19 protein-coding genes and 1 pseudogene are annotated in these 17,411 nt (G+C 69.4%); 14 read left to right on the top strand and 6 right to left on the bottom strand.

The features are described 5' to 3' along the window. The first annotated feature begins 28 nt into the window (after positions 1 to 28). The 7 genes and pseudogenes from V9U70_RS11960 to V9U70_RS30560 all read left to right on the top strand — a co-directional run. Positions 29 to 886: a ferritin-like domain-containing protein gene (locus tag V9U70_RS11960; RefSeq protein WP_336674607.1), complete on the top strand. Its 858-nt coding sequence runs from the start codon at positions 29 to 31 to the stop codon at positions 884 to 886. Beyond that, entirely contained in the window at positions 886 to 1,398 is a 513-nt protein-coding gene (locus V9U70_RS11955) for a PaaI family thioesterase (RefSeq protein WP_336674605.1), read from the top strand. Before V9U70_RS11960 ends, V9U70_RS11955 begins: the two co-directional genes overlap by 1 nt. Beyond that, positions 1,395 to 1,685, top strand: coding sequence for an acyl carrier protein (locus V9U70_RS11950; RefSeq protein ID WP_336674603.1), 291 nt, complete (start codon positions 1,395 to 1,397; stop codon positions 1,683 to 1,685). The genes V9U70_RS11955 and V9U70_RS11950 overlap by 4 nt, the downstream gene beginning before the upstream one ends. Position 1,686: 1 nt before the next feature. Beyond that, positions 1,687 to 2,610: an SAM-dependent methyltransferase gene (locus V9U70_RS11945; RefSeq protein ID WP_336674601.1), complete on the top strand. Its 924-nt coding sequence runs from the start codon at positions 1,687 to 1,689 to the stop codon at positions 2,608 to 2,610. Next, complete coding sequence (locus V9U70_RS11940) at positions 2,607 to 3,482, top strand: acyl-ACP desaturase (RefSeq protein ID WP_336674599.1); 876 nt, start codon at positions 2,607 to 2,609, stop codon at positions 3,480 to 3,482. The genes V9U70_RS11945 and V9U70_RS11940 overlap by 4 nt, the downstream gene beginning before the upstream one ends. After that, positions 3,479 to 4,189: a 4'-phosphopantetheinyl transferase family protein gene (locus tag V9U70_RS11935; protein ID WP_336674597.1), complete on the top strand. Its 711-nt coding sequence runs from the start codon at positions 3,479 to 3,481 to the stop codon at positions 4,187 to 4,189. Before V9U70_RS11940 ends, V9U70_RS11935 begins: the two co-directional genes overlap by 4 nt. A 549-nt stretch (positions 4,190 to 4,738) precedes the next feature. Beyond that, a pseudogene (locus V9U70_RS30560) lies at positions 4,739 to 4,966 on the top strand (carboxylating nicotinate-nucleotide diphosphorylase); the annotation flags it as partial. 158 nt (positions 4,967 to 5,124) lie between these two features. On the opposite strand, the gene V9U70_RS11930 reads toward V9U70_RS30560, so the two are convergent. Continuing rightward, positions 5,125 to 5,538, bottom strand: a complete 414-nt coding sequence (locus V9U70_RS11930; RefSeq protein WP_336674596.1) for a hotdog family protein — start codon at positions 5,536 to 5,538, stop codon at positions 5,125 to 5,127. Beyond that, on the bottom strand, positions 5,535 to 5,978 hold the full coding sequence (locus V9U70_RS11925; RefSeq protein WP_336674594.1) for a PaaI family thioesterase: 444 nt from the start codon (positions 5,976 to 5,978) through the stop codon (positions 5,535 to 5,537). The genes V9U70_RS11930 and V9U70_RS11925 overlap by 4 nt, the downstream gene beginning before the upstream one ends. Positions 5,979 to 6,350: 372 nt before the next feature. On the opposite strand from V9U70_RS11925, the gene V9U70_RS11920 reads away from it, so the two are divergent. Continuing rightward, positions 6,351 to 7,352, top strand: coding sequence for a beta-ketoacyl-ACP synthase 3 (locus V9U70_RS11920; protein WP_336674593.1), 1,002 nt, complete (start codon positions 6,351 to 6,353; stop codon positions 7,350 to 7,352). Between the two features lie 190 nt (positions 7,353 to 7,542). Here V9U70_RS11920 and V9U70_RS11915 read toward each other — a convergent pair whose 3' ends face one another. Next, complete coding sequence (locus V9U70_RS11915) at positions 7,543 to 8,019, bottom strand: helix-turn-helix domain-containing protein (RefSeq protein WP_336674592.1); 477 nt, start codon at positions 8,017 to 8,019, stop codon at positions 7,543 to 7,545. Positions 8,020 to 8,351: 332 nt separating this feature from the next. Between V9U70_RS11915 and V9U70_RS11910 the strand changes: the two genes are divergently transcribed. The 3 genes from V9U70_RS11910 (at position 8,352) to V9U70_RS11900 (ending at position 10,731) form a co-directional block, all read left to right on the top strand. Continuing rightward, positions 8,352 to 8,843 (top strand): response regulator transcription factor, encoded by a 492-nt coding sequence (locus V9U70_RS11910; protein WP_336674590.1) that lies wholly within the window; start codon positions 8,352 to 8,354, stop codon positions 8,841 to 8,843. Between the two features lie 269 nt (positions 8,844 to 9,112). Further along, complete coding sequence (locus V9U70_RS11905; RefSeq protein WP_336674588.1) at positions 9,113 to 9,481, top strand: ImmA/IrrE family metallo-endopeptidase; 369 nt, start codon at positions 9,113 to 9,115, stop codon at positions 9,479 to 9,481. Continuing rightward, positions 9,478 to 10,731, top strand: coding sequence for an MAB_1171c family putative transporter (locus V9U70_RS11900; RefSeq protein ID WP_336674586.1), 1,254 nt, complete (start codon positions 9,478 to 9,480; stop codon positions 10,729 to 10,731). Before V9U70_RS11905 ends, V9U70_RS11900 begins: the two co-directional genes overlap by 4 nt. Positions 10,732 to 11,376: 645 nt before the next feature. Here V9U70_RS11900 and V9U70_RS11895 read toward each other — a convergent pair. Continuing rightward, positions 11,377 to 12,681 carry a YncE family protein gene (locus V9U70_RS11895; RefSeq protein ID WP_336674584.1) on the bottom strand — a complete coding sequence of 435 codons (1,305 nt, stop codon included), beginning with the start codon at positions 12,679 to 12,681 and terminating at the stop codon, positions 11,377 to 11,379. Between the two features lie 810 nt (positions 12,682 to 13,491). Here V9U70_RS11895 and V9U70_RS11890 point away from each other — a divergent pair. Next, entirely contained in the window at positions 13,492 to 13,992 is a 501-nt protein-coding gene (locus tag V9U70_RS11890; protein WP_336674966.1) for a metallophosphoesterase family protein, read from the top strand. A 199-nt stretch (positions 13,993 to 14,191) separates the two neighbouring features. Here V9U70_RS11890 and V9U70_RS11885 read toward each other — a convergent pair whose 3' ends face one another. Beyond that, positions 14,192 to 14,668: an RICIN domain-containing protein gene (locus tag V9U70_RS11885; RefSeq protein WP_336674582.1), complete on the bottom strand. Its 477-nt coding sequence runs from the start codon at positions 14,666 to 14,668 to the stop codon at positions 14,192 to 14,194. 274 nt (positions 14,669 to 14,942) lie between these two features. Between V9U70_RS11885 and V9U70_RS11880 the strand changes: the two genes are divergently transcribed. Then, complete coding sequence (locus V9U70_RS11880; protein ID WP_336674580.1) at positions 14,943 to 15,332, top strand: cupin domain-containing protein; 390 nt, start codon at positions 14,943 to 14,945, stop codon at positions 15,330 to 15,332. Between the two features lie 43 nt (positions 15,333 to 15,375). On the opposite strand, the gene V9U70_RS11875 is transcribed toward V9U70_RS11880, so the two are convergent. Next, a complete protein-coding gene (locus tag V9U70_RS11875; RefSeq protein ID WP_336674578.1) occupies positions 15,376 to 16,290 on the bottom strand; it encodes a LysR family transcriptional regulator in 915 nt (304 codons plus the stop codon). Positions 16,291 to 16,363: 73 nt separating this feature from the next. Here V9U70_RS11875 and V9U70_RS11870 point away from each other — a divergent pair. Further along, positions 16,364 to 17,411: DMT family transporter (locus V9U70_RS11870; RefSeq protein WP_336674576.1), on the top strand; the 1,048-nt coding region annotated here is incomplete at its 3' end.

Genomic DNA, 17,411 nt, shown 5'->3' with positions numbered 1-17,411 from the left:
CGACCGAACAGGAACAGAGGGCACCCTGATGACCACTCCGCACAAGCTCCAAGCGGCCCGAGACCTCACGACGGAACCGCTGCACAGCTACGACGTGTTCCCCGTCTACCAGAACGCCTCCTGGGAGTTGAGCGACATCCCCTGGGACGAGTTCAGGCCCGACCTCGTACGCCCCGAGTACATCGCCTTCGCGATGGGCGCCGTCATGGGCGAGTCCAATTCCATCGCGGCCCAGCACGGCTTCTTCAACGAGTTCGAGGACGACTACGACTTCTCGGCCTTCGTATGCCTGTGGGGCTACCAGGAGCTCCAGCACCACCTGGCCTTCAAGAAGTGGCTGCGGCTGGCCGGCGAGGACGTCGGATACGAACAGATCAACGCGATGCGGGCGCCCTACCCGCCGGGCATCACGCCCTCGGCGACCCTCGCCACGAACATCATCTCCGAGATAGCCACCAACCACATGTACAAATGCGTGAGCCGGGTGGCCGAAGAACCGGTGATCGCCAAGCTGATGAAGCGGGCGAGCGGCGACGAAGCCCGCCACGCACGGGAGTTCATCCACTACACGGCCCGGCGACTGGTCACCCACCCGCACGAACTGGCCTCGGTACTGGAGACGTTCTACGTCTACATGGCCGACCCCGACGGGCGCTACCAGCACCCGGTGAGCAAGTTCAAGGGCAACCTCCCCGAGCTCGACGGCCACGTCACCATCGACGAGGTGTTCCGCTACTTCGGCGAGGTCGACGACGGCACCGAGTGGGACCGCATCCACCGCCAGCTCTTCAGCACGCTCACCGAACTCACCGGCGAGTCCATCACCAAGCTGCGTGACATCCGCAGGATGCTGGCGTCGCTGCCGCCCGCCCCGGCCGGCGCCTGATGACGGCCGAGGCCACCCCGGTCGAGCTTCCCTGGATCGACGAGCCCCGCTTCCGGTGCTTCGGCTGCTCGCCGCGGAACAAGATCGGTCTCGCCCTGAAGATGTACCGGACCGACGACGGCGGCCTCGCCACCGACGTCACCTTCGCCGACGACTACGCGTCCTATCCCGGTGTGGTGCACGGCGGGATAGTCAGCGTGCTGGTCGACGAGCTGATGGGCGACCTGATCGCCCTGGACCGCGGTCTGCTGGCGTTCTCCGTGACCCTGCGCACCAAATTCCTGCGACCCCTGCGCACGGGCACGCCCTACCGGGCCGTCGCCCGAGTCGTGCGCGAGGGGGCCGGGGTCGTCCACGCGGAGGCCGACGTCCTCTCGTCGGACGGCGAACACCACGTCATGGCGAGCTCCGCCTACCAGCCGATCAGCTCGGAACAGGCGACGGGGCACATGGGCCTGGTCGGCGCCGACCGGGACCGGCTCGCCCACTACTTCGACCACTCGATTGGATGACCATGACTCAGTCCGCCGACCACCAGCTCTCCGCTCTCGACGCCGCCGCGGTACTCGACGAGGTGCGAGGACAGACCAGTAAGGAACTCGGCATCGCCGTGGGCGAGATCGAGCCGGACACCGTCCTCAAGCAACTGCCCGGCTCCGACTCCGTACGGCTGCTGCGGGTCGTCGCCCAGATCGAGCGCCTCTACGACGTCGAGCTGGAGGACGAGGACATCTTCGCGGTGCGCACCGCCCAGGACCTCACCGACCTCATCCTCGCCCAGCACCGGGACGTGGCCTGAGATGACGACCGAGGTCCCCACGGAGACCGCCCTGCTGCACACCGGCCGGGACGGCGACTTCGCCCTCCCGCCGGACGAGGCCAGGCGCGCGACCAATCAGCACTACGAACTGCCCCCCGAGGTCTTCACGGCCTTCCTCGACGCACGCGTCAAGTACAGCTCCGCGCTGTACCGCGACCCGCAGCAGACCCTGGAAGAGGCGCAGACCGCCAAGCTGCACTTCGTCGCCGAACGGCTCGGCCTGCGCGGCGGCGAGTGCCTCCTCGACATCGGCTGCGGCTGGGGCAGCCTGACCCTGTTCATGGCCCAGGAGTACGGGTGCGAGGTGACGGCCGTCACCCCCTCCGCCCCCCAGGCGGAGTACGTCCGGGAGCAAGCGGCCCGTGCCGGGCTGACCGGCCGCGTCTCCATCCGGATCGGTTCCTATTCGGACATGGAGGTGGAGGGCCGGTACGACGCGGCGACCATGCTGGGCTCCATCATCCACATGCCCGACCGTGTCGACGCGCTGCGCAAGACCTACCGGGCGCTGCGCCGGGAGGGGCGGCTCTACGTCTCCGAGAGCTGCTTCAGGAACGAGGAGGTCTATCAGGAGTTCGCCAACCGGCCCGGCACCAAGCACGTCACCGAGCGCATCTTCGGGTTCGCTGACATGGTGCCCTTCTCCCAGCTGATCGGCGCCACCGAGTCCGCGGGCTTCAGTCTGGAGACGCTGGACGACCTCACCGCCCACTACCACCGCACCATCGAGGAGTGGGAGCGGCGGGCCCTGGCCAACAGCGACCGCATCGAGGCCGCGGCTCCGGGCATGACGGCTCCCCTGGTGGAGTACCTGCGCACGGCGAACGCCGGCTGGGGGTACACCTCGAAGCACTACGCCCTCACCGCGGTCAAGTCCCGGCTCGGACCCAGGACCGTCCGGTGAGCGCCCCCACACGCACCGGGGCGGCGGACACGTCGACGCCCGCGGACCTCCTGCCCGTCCCCCAGATGTTCGAGCTGGTGGACCACGCGGTGACGCGGGCGGGCGAGCGAGCCTGGACCCTCAACGATCTGGACTGGTCCGCGCTGCGGCCCGAGCGGCTCACCGAGGTCGACCGGTCCGCCGTACGCTTCATCACCTTCGTCGAGGACCATATTCCGGGCTATCTCTCGCACTTCCTCGAAGCCTTCCCGGTGGCCGCAGCCGAGATGGAGCTGGAGCGGTTCGGCTTCAACCGCGAGTACTTCCGCTTCCTGGTCGCCTGGGCCGGCGACGAGGAACGGCACGCCTCGGCGCTCGCGCGCTATCAGGTCGACACGGGCATGGCCACGCGCGAGGAACTGCTGGCCGACCTGGCCGAGGAGGGGCGCAAGACGTTCACCCTGCCCTATCAGCACCCGGTGCAGTCCTTCACGTACACGCTGATCCAGGAGAAGGCGACACAGCTCTTCTACCAGCGGTTCAGGGAAACGGTCAGCGAGCCGTTCCTGAAGGACCTGCTGGGCAGGCTGGCGCGGGACGAGGCACGCCACTTCGCCTTCTACAGCAACCTCGTCGGCGCCTATGTGGCGCGCGACGGAGCTGCGTCGGTGCCCGGTCTCAAGGACGTCATCGCCACGTTCCGGATGCCGCTCGCGGACACCATGAAGGGGTACTGGCGGTGGTCCCTGCGGGTCGCGGACTCCACCGCCTACGACCACACGGAGGCGTACGACTCCGTGGTCCGGCTGGTCAATGGCTTCGTCGACACACCGGGCGAGCCCACTGTGGGCGAGCTCGGCGACTTCGTGCAGGCCATCCGGCGCGTGCGATGACCTCAGGGGTCCCGCCGGCGTCCCTGGTGGTGAGCTGCGACTGGGGGGCGCTGCCCGGGCCAGAGGAGCTGCTCGGCGGCCGGGAGCGGGCGTACGCCGCCTCGCTGGAGGGGCCACGACGCACGGAGTGGGTCCGCACCCGGCTCACCGCCAAGCTGGCGGTGCGGCGCATGTCAGGAGAGTCCGAGTCCGGGGTCGAGATCCTGCCGGACCGGCGCGGAGCCCCGTGTCTGGTGGCGGGGCCCGCCGCCGTGACGGTCTCCCTCGCGCACACCGGGGCGCTCACCGTGTGCGCGGTCACCCGGGGGGGCCGCGACGGAGCGCTCGGCGTCGACGTCGAACCCCTCGACCCGCGCAACGAGATCTTGCTGCCCCGGCTGCTGGGCCACGGCGAACAGCCGCACGTGGTCGGCGGTCTGTCCCCGGGCGTCCGGGCCACCGCGCTGGTGAGCTGCAAGGAAGCCGCGTTGAAGGCCTGCCGGGGAGCCTCCCGTTCGCTGCGTGACCATCGGTTGTGGCGCTGTCGGGAAGGACGGCTCTGGGTGCGCTCGGCCGTCCCGGGCGCACCCGACCTGCGCGTGTTCCTGTCGTACGGGGAGGGCCTGGTGACGGCGCTGTGCCAGGTGGGCCCCCGGCCTCCGGCGTATCTGCGTACCACTCCGGAGGAGGTGCTCGCGGAGCTGCGTCCGGGCGTCCCGGTTCGGTGAGAGAGGCCGTGCGGGACGAGCGGTCCGCCGGGCCTGGGACTGCCTGGTCGCGGTCGCGTTCCACGCCTGCCGGCCAGGCTCGCCGCGGGGGCCACGGGCCCGGACGCCGAGCCGACCGGGCCACCGCGTGCGTGAGGGGTCTGCCCCTGGCCTCGGCGTGAGGGTCACGTCCCTGGCTGTTCGCGGTGCCGGGTTCAGCGGCGCGTGCCCGGGCGCCGCGCTGGGCGCGATGGCGCTGTCGGGCCGTTCGGAGTTCGTTCCGGGCCGTGCTCACGCACGGCACAGAGGCGCCGCGCCGCTCGCACGCTCGCGGGACGGTCTCACGTGGCACGGCCGGGTGGTCGCGGAGCCGGCCTCGGGCGCGTTGTGGTGGGGCATCGCCCGGGTTCTCGTACAGCTCCGGGCGACCCGCGCCATGGGCCACCGGCCGGCCCGTCCGACGCAACGGAAAGGAAGTCATGACGATGCTCGATCCGGCCGCGGTGAGGCGGGCGGTCGAGACCGCGCTCGCCGGGGACACCGCGGTCGACGACATCGCCGCCCGCTGGAGTGTGCCCGAGGAGGGGCTGTGCGGAGGCCGCCGTCTTCACCACGCAGCCGGGAGTCGTCGCGGGGCTGCCCGTCGCCATGGAGGTCTTCACCGCGATCGACCCCGCGGTGGAGACGGCGTCACAGGCTGGCGACGGGACGCGCGTCGGCACGGGGGATGTGCTGTTCACTGCGGAAGGGCCTGCCAGAAGCCTCGTCACCGGGGAGCGCACCGCGCTGGACTTCCTTCAGCGGATGTCCGGGATCGCCACGCTCACGGCGCGGCACGCGCGGGCCGCCGCGGAGTTCCCGGTGCGGTCGGCGGCTCCGGTCGGGGCGCTGACACACAGCACCCCGGCGCTGGACCTCAGCCTGCTGCTGGAGGCGGGGGGAGACCGGTCCCGGGATCAGGCGCGGATCACACCGGAGCTGTCGCCGCGCAGTACGACCGTGCCGGTCTGGTTGGCGATCTCGATGTCGAACTCCACTCCCGTGCCGGAGCGGACCTCGCTCAGTGCCGTGATGGTCACGGTGGCGGAGATGGTGTCTCCCGCCCACACCGGTTTGAGGAACTCCCAACCCATGCGCCGGGCGATGAAGTGGAGTTCACCACCGATCCTGGTGGCCAGCGAGGCGGTCAGCAGCCCGTGGGCCATCACCGCGCCCTCCGCCGGCAGATGGTGCCGGCCCCGGTCTCCGGCGAGTTCGGCGAAGGCGGCGATGTCTTCCTTCGTGATGGCGCGTTCGGCATGGAAGGTCTGGCCGACCGTGAGGCCGGCCGCCGCGGTGACCGGGCGGTCGCCGGACTGTTCCGGGCTCACCGGGAGGCCTCCGCCGCGGGCGCGTGGCCGTTGGCCGACGCGTTCGGCTTGTCCCGCACCATGCAGCTGCTCTTGCCGACGGCACACAGTTTGCCGGCCGAGTCCACGGCACGGCAGGCGGCCAGACCGCGGGAGCGCCCCAGGTGGACGACCTCGGCGTCCACGGTGATCAGGCCGGAGGCCTCGGAGACCGGCCTGAGGAAGTCGACGCTCAGGTCGAGCGTGACGATGTCCTTGTCGTCCGGAATCGCGGAGAGAATCGCGCAGCCCAGGGCGGAGTCGATGACAGTGGACAGGATACCGCCGGCGAGAAACCCCAGATGGTTGGTGAAGAAGTTCTTGACCGGCATGGTGAACTGCACCGTACCTGGGTCCACTTTGGCGACGGAGATACCGAGCACCTGGGCGACGGGAGGCGCCACGACTTCGCCCGTGATCAACCCACGAAGATAATCGAGCCCCGACGCACCGGACTGTGCGGCAAATAATGCGCCTTGATCCTTCCACTGGAGCTCAACTGTGTGAATTCCAGGGGTAACGGCCTCTGTCACCTTGACTCCTCGGTCGGGACGGCGATGCAGATCTATTCCTACCGCACCCTCGCTCGGGACGCAATGGCCCTTCGTACACGGGCAGTTCGGCACACGAAGAACTCCCCGAACGGCTCCCGTGGCGCTTCCGTTTGCGGAGAATCAGCACCAGCACATGGGCCAAACGTCCCAGTGGTCGAATGCAATGCAGTCGGTATCCTCAACATGTCTCATGAGAGGCGCTGAGGGTGCAACTATCCAGCGATGGGGATGATGTGACCGATGGCAGCAAGGCTACAACCCGCACACCGATTTTTCGCCAGCCCTCTCGGATTGGGCTCCTACCGGCCCAGTCGCGTCGTGGACAACGCGGAAATCTGTCGACTCATTGATTCGGACGCCGAGTGGATCGAGTCGCGGTCGGGAATTACTGCTCGCCGTTTCGCGACTCCCGAGGAATCGATTCCCTTCATGGGAGCCAGGGCCGCGGAGAAGGCACTCAGCGCGGCGGGCCTGCCCCCCGCCGACGTGGACTGCGTGATCCTCGCGACGATGTCCTACCTCCATCAGGCTCCCCCCGCAGCCGCGGCCTGTGTCGCCGAGCTGGGCGCGGACGGTGCGGCGGCCTTCGACCTCGGCGCGGCGTGCGCCGGCTTCTCCCATGGGCTGGCGCTGGCCGGCAGCCTCGTGGTGGCGGGCCAGGCGGAGCACGTGATGGTCATCGGCGCCGAGCGCATGAGTGACATCGTCGATCCACGGGACCGGTCCACCGCTTTCATCTTCGGCGACGGCGCGGGCGCCGTACTCGTGGGGCGCTCCGCCGAACCGGGCATCGGCCAGGTCGTGTGGGGCACCGCGACAGGCCATATACGAGCCATTCAGCAACCCGCCTCGTTCGCGGACCTCCAGGGCGGAGCATCCACGCCGTGGCCCTACCTGGAGATGGCGGGCCCCGAAGTCTTCCGGTGGGCGATAGGGGCCGTCGGTGAGGTGTGCTCCCGTGCCATGGAAGCGGCAGGAGTGACCGGCGGAGACATCGAGGCGTTCGTGCCCCACCAGGCCAATGGCCGCATCATCGACGCCGTGGTCAAGAACATGAAGCTGCCCGCCTCTGTGGCGGTGGCGCGCACGGTCCGGGAGGACGGCAACACCTCGGCCGCGTCCGTGCCGCTCGCGATGGATCATCTGGTGTCAACGGGTCAGGTCCGGCGCGGCGGCCTCGCCCTGACCGTGGGGTTCGGCTCGGGGCTCGGCTACTCGGCCCAGGTGATCACGGTTCCCTGAGACGCCCGGAGCTCCGCCGGACGGCCCGGCCGCCGCCCGGCAGGCCGAGTGCGTCAGACCGAGTGCGTCAGACCGAGGAACGAACGTCGCGCGTCCCGCCCGTGCCCGGCGCAGGCCGCGCCGCACGTCCGCGTCCGGCCGTGCCGGGCGGAACGGGCGGAGGTCGCGGACCCCGTCATGTGCGTCCCCATCACGCCTCGTCGTCCGAGGCGTTCTCCTGCGAACGCAGCCCTTCCAATTCCCGCAGCTGGTCCAGCATGGCCTCCGCGAATTCCAGCCCCTTCGGAGACAGCCCCACCGCACGCATGGCCACTCGGGTGATGCCCGCCTTCTCAAGCTTGCGCAGATCCTCACCGGTGAGTCCGGTGTCCCGCCAGACCGCGAGCTCTGCGAGCTTCTCTTTGGTGCGTTCCGCGGATTCACTGTCGAGGAAGTAGGAGACCTGGACACCGAAGAATCGGGCAAGTGCCTCCAAATGGTGCACTCGCGGGTTCTCCCTCTCACCCTTCCGGAGATAGGCGATGTACTGCTTCGAGATGTCGCCGCCCTGCTCCCGGATCGCGCGCGCCACCTCCTCATTGCTGTAAGGGCCACGACCACGAGGATGGACCGTCTCAAACAGGTGGTTCAATCTCTCCGCCAGCGCGTTGGGCCTGCTTGCCCCCATATGCCCCACCTTTCAAGGCTTCCCGTGTGACAACCCGGAGAAAGATCAACTTAGCACTCGACCATGGGAGTTGACGGCTTCAATGACTCGCCGTACGCTCGATAAGAGGTCGACCAAACACTTTCTAAGCTGTTCGGTAGAGGCTACCGCATATCAGTGGATGCCTCTACACCCGCCTCCCACTTTCTCCGGGGCGGCGACTTCTGTCGATCTCCAGTAACTCGCACTGCATTTGCCAGACGCGCGTGCACCGAAGCGGGTGGCCCTTTGAAACCCCTTCTCCCCGCTGCACGTTCCACTTCACGGGCACTCAGAGGAGACGAGGAAAGCAGATGGGCGAGTCGAGCGCTGCGGAGATATCCGGACACAAAGTTCGATTTACCGGCCTGACCGAACGCGAAGCGATCGTCTTACGCCTGCTGTCGCGCGGCCTGACCAACAGGCGTATTGCTCGAACTCTGGAGATATCAGAGAAGACGGTGAAGAACCATCTCAGCGGCATCTACGCCAAGATCCACGTGACCGACCGCACCCAAGCTACCCTCTACGCCCTCCAGGCAGGCGTGGCCGATCCACGCTCGGTGCCCGGCGCCCCGCTCCAGGCCGGCCGCGGGGACGCGGCGGTCCGCTCGACGCCGCTGACGCCCCGGGAGAAGGGGGTGCTGGCGTTACTGTCGCGCGGCCTGAGCAACAGGCTCATAGCCCGAACTCTGGAAATATCAGAGAAGACGGTGAAGAACCACCTCAGCGGCATCTACGCCAAGATCCACGTGACCGACCGCACCCAAGCCCTGCTCTACGCACGGAGAACCGGACTTTCCTGAGTCGATAACTGGCTGAATCACAACCCTCCGGCTCTCCGCTTGGATCTTTCGCTGCGTGACTTCGTGTCACATGATGGGAGGGCCGGTGTGCGGCAGAGGCGAAGGGATGGGCCATGATGCGGCGCTCAATGCGAAAGCGGTGTGCAGAACTGATTAGAAGCCTCGACCTGAGAGCGCCACTGCGGGCCGAAGAGTTGTGCCGACAAGTAGCGGAACGCCGCAACCGCCCTATTTGCCTGGCTCCCCTGGCTTTTCCGCACGGTGGCCCCGTGGGCCTCCTGGTCTCCACAGCGCCGGTCGACTACATCTTCTACGAGACACACACTTCGGTTCCTCACCAAACTCACATAATTGCCCATGAGCTGGGACATCTATTGTGGGGGCACTCGTCCGCCGCCAGCACCGACGCAGTGACCCCGAATGTTCCGGAAAGCATTGATCCGACCCTGGTCAAGCACATGCTCGGGCGCACGCTCTACAGCCAGCCCGAAGAGTTCGCGGCCGAATACTTCGCCACTCAGCTTCTGCGCCGGACCAGTGAGTGGACCATCGAGGCATCCTCTGTGCCGGAAGACGAACGAGAGCTGGTGGAACGCCTGGAACGCTCACTGCGCCCGGGGCCCGAGGAACATGCATGACCGAAGTCCTTCTCCGCGTGTTCAGCGTGACGCACTTGCTGTCCGCAGCCATCTGTTTCACTGCCTTCGGGTACAAATGGCGCGACCTGAGAAGAGACCGAAGAAACCTGTCGCTCTTCGCGCTGTGCGCAGGCCGCCTACTCAACGGCATGGCCTACTTGATGCTTGCGCCGGTCAGCTACATCGCCATCGGGAACCTTTCCGGCATCCCCAATCTGGCTACCTTGATCGCCTATGTGTGCATCATCCTGGGAGCGCTGTTCACGCACGTCATGGTCTACGGCTGGTTCAAGCACCCGCGGGCCGTGAGGTCCAGCGCGTCGCTCGTCGCCTGCTTCTACCTGCTCGCCGTTCTCGCGATGATCGCCTTGTTCTTCGCCTCCCCGCTGCCCGAGCCGCACCCCCTCGATTTCGAGATCCACTTCGCGTCTGTCGCCTCCGCGAGCGCGTACTCCCTGGTGTTCCTGACCACGTACGCCTTCAGCCTCGTCAACACCGCCCGGCACACCTGGCCTTCGTCGAAAGTCATCAGCCGGCCCTGGCTCTCCGAAGTGCTCCGCATCACGGCAGTCGGCAGCTGGTTCGTCCTGGGATTCATCATCGGCAAACTGCTCGGCCTCGTGGGCCGATGGTCCGGCACGACCGCGTTCGACCAGGCCGCCGTCCTCTGGAGCCCCCTCATGGCCAGTGTCGGCTCCCTGGCCCTCGGGGTGGGCTACACCCTGCCGCGCTGGGGCAAGGGGGTCGACAGCAGAATGCGCCTGTTCCGCTCCTGCCGCCGACTGCACCCCTTGTGGTTCGCGCTCTGCCAGGCCAACCCCGGCATCGCGCTCTTCGAGGCCAGGCCGACCAGACCTCGGGTGTGGACCCGGGATCTCCAGACCCGGCTCTACCGAATCGTCATCGAGATCCGGGACGGGCAGCGGGCCTTGCAGCCCTACGCACGCGCGCCCTGCGTCGACGCCTTGGAGAAGATACTGTGCGCGGGCCCGGCGCGAGATGCGCGGCCCGAGGTCCTGCGCGAGGCCTCGGCCCTCGCGCTGGCCATACGCGGCAAGAGGCGCGGCGCGGACACCACCGGCAGCGGCAAACTCAGCACGGCGCAGACAGGAGAGAACTTCTGGGACGAGTTGACGTGGTTGGAAGACGTGGCGGAGGAGTTCCAGCGCCTTCACAGCGATGCGCATCCTCATGCCGGGCCGAAGACGACGGTCGCTCCCACGTCTCCACCGGTCAAGCGTCCTTTGTGACCGGTTCCTGAATCGCCGCGCACTCGACGTGCGAAGTCAGCGGAAACCCGCGCGATCCCCGCCCCATCCGGGTGACTGCTCCTTCGTGACAGAGCCGGGCAAGGGTGGGACGTGCTGGACGCTGCCGACTCCTTTGCGGCATCGCGCCTCCCGCCACCGGTGCGGGCCGTCTGCGCCCTGGGAACAATCCGGGAGTAATCGAAGGCTCGGGGAACGCGGGGAGAGAAGTGGGCCGACGAGCAGGTCGCCCGCGCGCCCCGGCAGACCATCCGTGGTGCCGCGCCCCTTGCTGCCGGCCTCCGGCACGAAGTGAGCACCGAGGGATCGTCGGCGGGGCGTCGTGCTCCAGGGCCTCGGACTGGCTCTCCATGGCGCGCTCGGGCGCGCCAACGCCGTGCCCCCCCCATGTCGTCCGCTGCACCGGCGTCAGCCCGACAAAGCTGACCGGCACAGGCCCCGGAACGAGGACTACCGCCGCCGTCCCCTGACAGCCGCAGGGGACGACTGCCCTGGGCACGAGCACCATCCGGCGTGCTTCACGATCCGGGTGGGGAGCGGGCGGATGAACACAGCCCGCCCGTACCGCCGGACGCGGTGCGGGCGGGTTCGGGTCACAGCGGCCCGAGGCGCGGGGCCCGGCGCGTCTCAGCCGGTGGTGGGGCCGGTCCAGTCCGTGGGGACGTGGCCGAGACGGACCCGTTGCGGGTGGTCGCCGACGGGGATGGAGACCACCTTCCGGCCGGTGGCGAAGTCGATCGCCGTCACCTGGTCCGTGCCGCTCTCGGACACCACACAGTGCTTGCCGTCTCCGCTGACGGTGGCCCAGTACGGCTTGGAGGCGGTGACGAGGGGGCCCTCCTGCAGCGTCTCGCGGTTCACGACGGTGACGTAGTCGTCCATGGTCCCGGCGATGCAGAGCTTGTCGCCCTGGGGGCTCATGGACATGCCGTGATGGCGGGAGTCGTTGACGTAGGTGGTGCGCTCGTCGCTGGTGTCCGGGTTCTTCGGCAGCGTCTTCACTCGGGTGATCGTGTCCGTGTGCACGTCGTACTCGACGAAGCCGTTGAAGAAGGAGACCTGGAAGTACATCTTCGACTCGTCGGGCGTGAAGGCGACGGGGCGCAGGGCGTCGGACAGGTCCTCGCGGCCGAAGGCGTCGAGCCGCTCGCGCATGTCGATGATCCTCTTGACCTGGAAGGTCTTCGCGTCGGCGACGGTGATGCGGCGGTCGCCCTTGGTGAAGTCCTGCCAGGGCGCGTCCAGATCGGTGTTGACCTCGCCGATGGCCATGTTCCAGAGGTACTTGCCGCCGTCGGTGTAGACGTTCTCGTGCGGCTTGTCGCCCGTCCTGAACGCACCCGCCTCCTCGCCCGTCGCCATGTCCAGCACGTGCACGGTGTTGGAGGTCGAGGAGGACACGGCGACCTGGGCGCCGTCGGGGGAGACCGCCATGTGGTCGGAGCGGAAACCGGACACCGGGAAACGCCAGTTGATCCTGCCGCTCTCCACATCGATGGAGACCACGTCGGCGAAGCTCGGCCGGGAGGCGACCACGGACTTGCCGTCCTTCGTGGTGTACATGTCGTCGACGTACTGGTCGTGACCCTCACCCGGGCCGAGCCGGATGCCGAGGAAGAAGGCGAGCTTGACGGGGTTCAGGTAGATCTCCCACAGGCGCTCCTTCTTGTCGGGGATCATGTCGATGCGGCCGATCTTGGCGTAGTCGCCCCGGGAGCCGATGACGTCGGCGGTGCCCTCCCAGTTGTTGCCGACGAAGAACACCTCCTTGAGCTCCTCCGGAGCGGTTTCCCGCGCCTGTTTCTGGATCTCGCTCGCGCCGGCCGGGCCGGGGGCGACGGCCAGCGCGCCCGCGGTCAGCCCCGCGGCGACAAGGGCGGCCGCGCCGAAGGGGCGCCGGCGGCGAGGACGACGAGCTGGGGAACGCGTCATGGTGAACCTCCAGAGGCAGGGGTGGGCGGCGCGCCGTCGAACACAGGCCCGCATCTGTTACTGGAGGTAACGTAGCCAGGAGAAAGAAAGGTGAACAGGGCCCTATCAAGACTCCTGGCGGCCCAGGCGGGCCGGCGGACGGTACGGAGCCGCCAGCGGTGTTCCCCGGGCCCCGCATGACGCCGACTCCGGCACCGGGGAAAGCGCCAGCGGAAGCGCCGGGCCGCCGACTGATGAGGTGAAGTCGCCGGTTGGCCGGATATGACACACAAACCCCCCGCGGGCCGCCTGCCGTGCGGCGGCATTTCCGGCGGAGGCCGCGCAGATGAGCTGTACGAACCCGAACAGCAGGACTTGGCGGCCGCGTCCTGGCCGGGCCATCCGGACCTCCTTTCGGAAACCGGCTGAGCGGCCGGGTCGCCCGCCCAGCCCCCTCGCAGACCGGTCCCGGCCATCAAGTCCCCTCCCCGCTCGGCCGTGAACCGTCAGCACCCTCGGCAGACGCACGGTGGCCCGCCCCAGGCCCTCGTCAGGGCATACCCCTCCCCCGTCGTCCGGGCTGAGGCCGCCGCCGGGGCCGGGTGCCGGCGCGCATCACCCTCCAGGTGCGGCGCCGCCGCCGAGCGCCGGATTCCTCGTACATCTCCTGGGGCGCCGCGGAGTCGGCCGTGCCGGTGTGCGGCGGCGATGGGGCCTCAGGGAGGTGGCGGCCTGCCCCCGGCATACGTGCCGGGGCACTTCCGCCCGGTGTCGGCGTACCGGTCGTACGGTGGAGTCATGAGTACCCGGACCGCGGCGGGAGGCCGTCCCATGCGGCTGTTGCTCGTCTCGGACACCCATGTGCCCCGGCGTGCCAGGCGGCTCCCCGAGGAACTGCTGCGCGCGGCGGACCGTGCGGACGTCGTCCTCCACGCCGGGGACTGGGTCGACCTCGCCACCCTGGAGACGTTGGAGGGACGTGCGCGACGCCTGGTGGCGGTGTACGGAAACAACGACGGCCCGGAGCTGCGCGCCCGGCTGCCGGAGGTCGCCCGTGTCCGCCTGGGAGGCTTGCGGTTCGGCGTCGTCCACGAGACGGGGGCGTCACGCGGGCGGGAGGCACGGTGTGCGGCGCTCTACCCGGACCTGGACGTCCTGGTCTTCGGCCACAGTCACATCCCCTGGGACACCGAGGCGCCGGGCGGCCTGCGTCTGCTGAACCCGGGCTCTCCCACGGACCGCAGACGGCAGCCGTACTGCACGTACATGACGTGCACGGTTGCGAACGGGGTGCTCGGCGAGATCGTCGTGCACCGCCTGCCTAGGCGCTGACGGCCCCCATCCGGGGCAGACCGCGTCGGACTGCGGGCCGTCGGGCCATGAGCGTCGCACCCCGGCCGCGGCAGCAGACCGTGCGGGCGGCCGAGGGCGCCGCGGCCGGACGGAATGGGCGGCCGCTGTTGGCGAGGGCGACCGCACGCCGGCGCCCCGGCTGCGCGTCGGCCGCGAGGGAGCCGGCGTGGAGCCGGGGTCAGAACCAGCTCTGGTAGGGCAGGTCGTTGCACGGAAAGGTGCGGAAGCCCAGGGAGCTGTCGTCGATGCACCGAAGCGTCACCTGGTTCTGGAAGCGGACGGTGCCATCGCCCCAGACCTTGACCCACCAGCTCTGTTCAGCGGCGGAGCTGCACGAGCCGACCGTACGGAAACCGTTGGTGTGGCTGTCCTCGATGCAGCGCCCCGTGTTGACGTTGCGCAGCTGGCGCGTTCCGTCGCCCCAGACCTTCACGTCCCACAGCTGCGGACGGCTGCCGTTGCAACTCCACGTGCGGAAGCCGCTGTCGGTGTCGTCCATGCACCGGTTCGTGGCCTGATTACGGAAGCTCTGGGTGGCGGCGGCCGTCCGGGCGTCGGCCTGGGAGGTGTTCTCTGCGGCCGGAGCGCCGGGCGGTGCGGCCAGGGACGCGAGGGTGAGAACTCCGCCGAGCAGGAGTGCGTGCATGCCGCGCATGGGCTGTCTCTCTCTTTCTTGGGGCAGCTTTCGGGCGCGTGGGGGACGGCCGCGCGGTGAGCGGGCGAGGTGCGGGCGGCCCGTCGTCCAACGGTCGGCACCGTAGCCCGCCGGGCCGCCCGGGGGCGCCCGGAACGATCGGGAGTGACAGGCCGAGGCGGCGGCTCCGGGCCGGCCGCCCGGCCGGGAGTCTCACCGCGCCGCGGCGGGCCTCCGGCCGGCGGGCGCCCGTGCGCTGCGGTGCGTTCGGAGGCCACTGCTAGCGTTGGCGGGCGTGGATGACAGCGTGTACGTGGGCAACGCGGGCAAGGACGCGCCTTCGGACCGGGGGTGGCTCCTCGGACACTTCAAGGACCGGGAGGACCCGCGCCACAGCGAGGCTGTCGAGATCAAATGGGGCGTTCACCCTCGCGGCGACCAGCGAGCCCGGTGGGTCGAGGGCGAGGAACGGACGGCCCTGCTGGTCCTCGTCAGCGGCCGCTTCCGGGTCGATTTCCCAGGCCGCAGCGTGGTGCTGGCGGAACAGGGCGACTACGTCGTGTGGGGACGCGAGGTCGCGCACTCGTGGTACGCGGAGGAGGAGTCGGTGCTGCTGACCGTTCGCTGGCCCTCCGTGCCCGGCTACGCGGTGCCCGAGAAGGAGCGGACCCGGTCGCAGACCTGAGCGCGACACCGCCCCCGGCTTTGGGCGCGCCCCGGCGCACGGCTCACCCCGCGGCGGCGGCCACGCCCGCCCCCGCGGCCCGCAGCGCCGCCACCGCCGCCCGGAGCGAGGGCCGGCGGTCGGCGTCCGTGCGCCAGACGGCATGCACGTGCCGCCGCATCGTCTGCCGCACAGGCACCAGCCGCACTCCGTCGGGAATCGGCCCGCGCCCCAGCCTCGGGGCTACGCAGACACCGAAACCGGCGGCGATCAGGGCGAGTTGCGTGTGGTGTTCGCCGGCCAGATGCGCGATGCGCGGCTCGATGCCCCGGGAACGCAGCGTGAACATCAGCCACTCGTAACAGAATTCGCCCTCGGGCCAGGACACCCACGCGTCGTGGGCGAAGTCCTCCAGCTCCACCTCGCTGCGGTCGGCCAGCGGGTGCCCGGCCGGCATGGCGATGTCCGGCGCGTCGTCGAGGAGTTCGGCTTTGGTCAGGCCGCCGGGGACGGGCAGCCGCTTGTTGCTCCAGTCGAGCACGACGGCCAGGTCGACATCGCCCCGCAGCACCGCGAGGAGCCCCTGCTCGGGCTCCAGCTCGCGGGTGCGGACGAGGAGGTCCGGGTGGTCGCTGCGCAGGGCGGTGAGGGTCGCGGGGAACAGCCCGCGGGCCGCGGTGGGAAAGGCGCTGATCCTGACCTCGCCGACGACCTCGCCCCGCTGCGCCTCGATGTCGGACTGGGCCAGCTCCACCTGCGACAGAATGCGCGCGGCATGATCCGCGAGCAGTCGGCCCGCGTCGGTGAGGCGGACCCCCCGGCCGTTCCTGGCCAGCAGCCGCTGGCCGACCTCACGCTCCAGCTTGGCCATCTGCTGTGAGACCGCCGACGTCGTGACGTGCAGCCCGTAAGCGGCCCCGCTCACCGAGCCGTGCCGGGCGAGGGCGTCCAGCGTCCGAAGTCGCTCAAGATTCAACATATTAGCGATGCTACGTGTTCAGATGCAGAAACTCTCGCTTGTTCTAAGACGTCAGGTTCGCCACAGTGAGCCCATGAGCGCTCCCTGTGAGCCGACGGTCACCGCCGCGGCGTCAGCCACCTCTCCACCCGCGCCACCCGGCCGCCGTCCGGCCGTCGACTGGCGGATTCGGTTCGCGGCGCTCTCCCTCATCTGGGGGTTCAGCTTCCTGCTGATCAAGGTGGGGACCGAGGGCTACGCCCCCTTCCAGGTGACGTTCGGCCGGCTGCTGGCCGGCACGGCGGTACTGGTCGCCGCCATGGGGATGCGCCGCGAGCGCCTGCCGCGCTCGGCCCGGACCTGGGGGCACCTCACCGTCGCCGCGTTCTTCCTCAACGCGTTGCCGTTCTCGCTCTTCTCGTACGCCGAGCTGACCATCCCGTCCACTCTGGCCGGCGTCTGCAACGCGACCTCGCCCCTGTGGGGGATGGCCCTCTCCGTGGTCGCCCTGTCCGAGGACCGTCCGACCCGTCGCCGCGTCGCCGGTCTCGGCGTCGGCTTCCTCGGTGTCCTGACGGTGCTGGGCGCCTGGCAGGGCTTCTCGGGCCTGGACCTGCCAGGCACGGGCATGGCTCTGCTGGCCTCGCTCAGCTACCCGGTCGGCTGGATCTACGTCCGCCGCACCCTGGCGGGGACCGGCTCCTCCACGCTGTCCCTGACGGGCAGCCAGCTCTTCCTGGGAACGCTGCAACTGGCCGTTGTGACACCGTTGTTCACTTCGGCACCCGTCGGCTTCCCGCTGCTCCCGACGCTCAGCGTCCTCGCCCTCGGCGCCCTGGGCACGGGGCTCGCGGTGCTGCTCCAGTACGGCCTCGTCCAGGAGGTCGGGCCGACGACCGCCCAGATGGTCACCTACTTCATCCCGGTGATCGCCACGGCGGCCGGCGTCGCCCTGCTGGGTGAGCGGTTGAGCTGGAACACCCCGGTCGGGGCTCTGGTCGTCCTCGTCGGCGCTGCCCTGACCCAGAGCCGCACCGGTGTGCCCACAGCGCGGAGGCCACCGCTGGGACCCCGGCGGACCACGCCGCTCTCCACGACGTCCATGTCCACCCGGATCAGTCGGCTGGACGGAGTGATCTGGC

Source organism: Streptomyces pratensis, from assembly GCF_037137275.1.
Classification (GTDB): domain Bacteria; phylum Actinomycetota; class Actinomycetes; order Streptomycetales; family Streptomycetaceae; genus Streptomyces; species Streptomyces pratensis_B.
The sequence above is the reverse complement of the archived record's forward strand: the minus strand, read 5'-3'. Positions and strand labels throughout refer to the sequence as shown.

Coding starts and splice junctions, on each gene's coding strand:
- V9U70_RS11960 (WP_336674607.1), top strand. CDS start 29: ATGACCACTCCGCACAAGCTCCAAGCGGCCCGAGACCTCACGACGGAA.
- V9U70_RS11955 (WP_336674605.1), top strand. CDS start 886: ATGACGGCCGAGGCCACCCCGGTCGAGCTTCCCTGGATCGACGAGCCC.
- V9U70_RS11950 (WP_336674603.1), top strand. CDS start 1,395: ATGACCATGACTCAGTCCGCCGACCACCAGCTCTCCGCTCTCGACGCC.
- V9U70_RS11945 (WP_336674601.1), top strand. CDS start 1,687: ATGACGACCGAGGTCCCCACGGAGACCGCCCTGCTGCACACCGGCCGG.
- V9U70_RS11935 (WP_336674597.1), top strand. CDS start 3,479: ATGACCTCAGGGGTCCCGCCGGCGTCCCTGGTGGTGAGCTGCGACTGG.
- V9U70_RS11920 (WP_336674593.1), top strand. CDS start 6,351: ATGGCAGCAAGGCTACAACCCGCACACCGATTTTTCGCCAGCCCTCTC.
- V9U70_RS11915 (WP_336674592.1), bottom strand. CDS start 8,019: ATGGGGGCAAGCAGGCCCAACGCGCTGGCGGAGAGATTGAACCACCTG.
- V9U70_RS11910 (WP_336674590.1), top strand. CDS start 8,352: ATGGGCGAGTCGAGCGCTGCGGAGATATCCGGACACAAAGTTCGATTT.
- V9U70_RS11900 (WP_336674586.1), top strand. CDS start 9,478: ATGACCGAAGTCCTTCTCCGCGTGTTCAGCGTGACGCACTTGCTGTCC.
- V9U70_RS11895 (WP_336674584.1), bottom strand. CDS start 12,681: ATGACGCGTTCCCCAGCTCGTCGTCCTCGCCGCCGGCGCCCCTTCGGC.
- V9U70_RS11890 (WP_336674966.1), top strand. CDS start 13,492: ATGCGGCTGTTGCTCGTCTCGGACACCCATGTGCCCCGGCGTGCCAGG.
- V9U70_RS11885 (WP_336674582.1), bottom strand. CDS start 14,668: ATGCGCGGCATGCACGCACTCCTGCTCGGCGGAGTTCTCACCCTCGCG.
- V9U70_RS11875 (WP_336674578.1), bottom strand. CDS start 16,290: ATGTTGAATCTTGAGCGACTTCGGACGCTGGACGCCCTCGCCCGGCAC.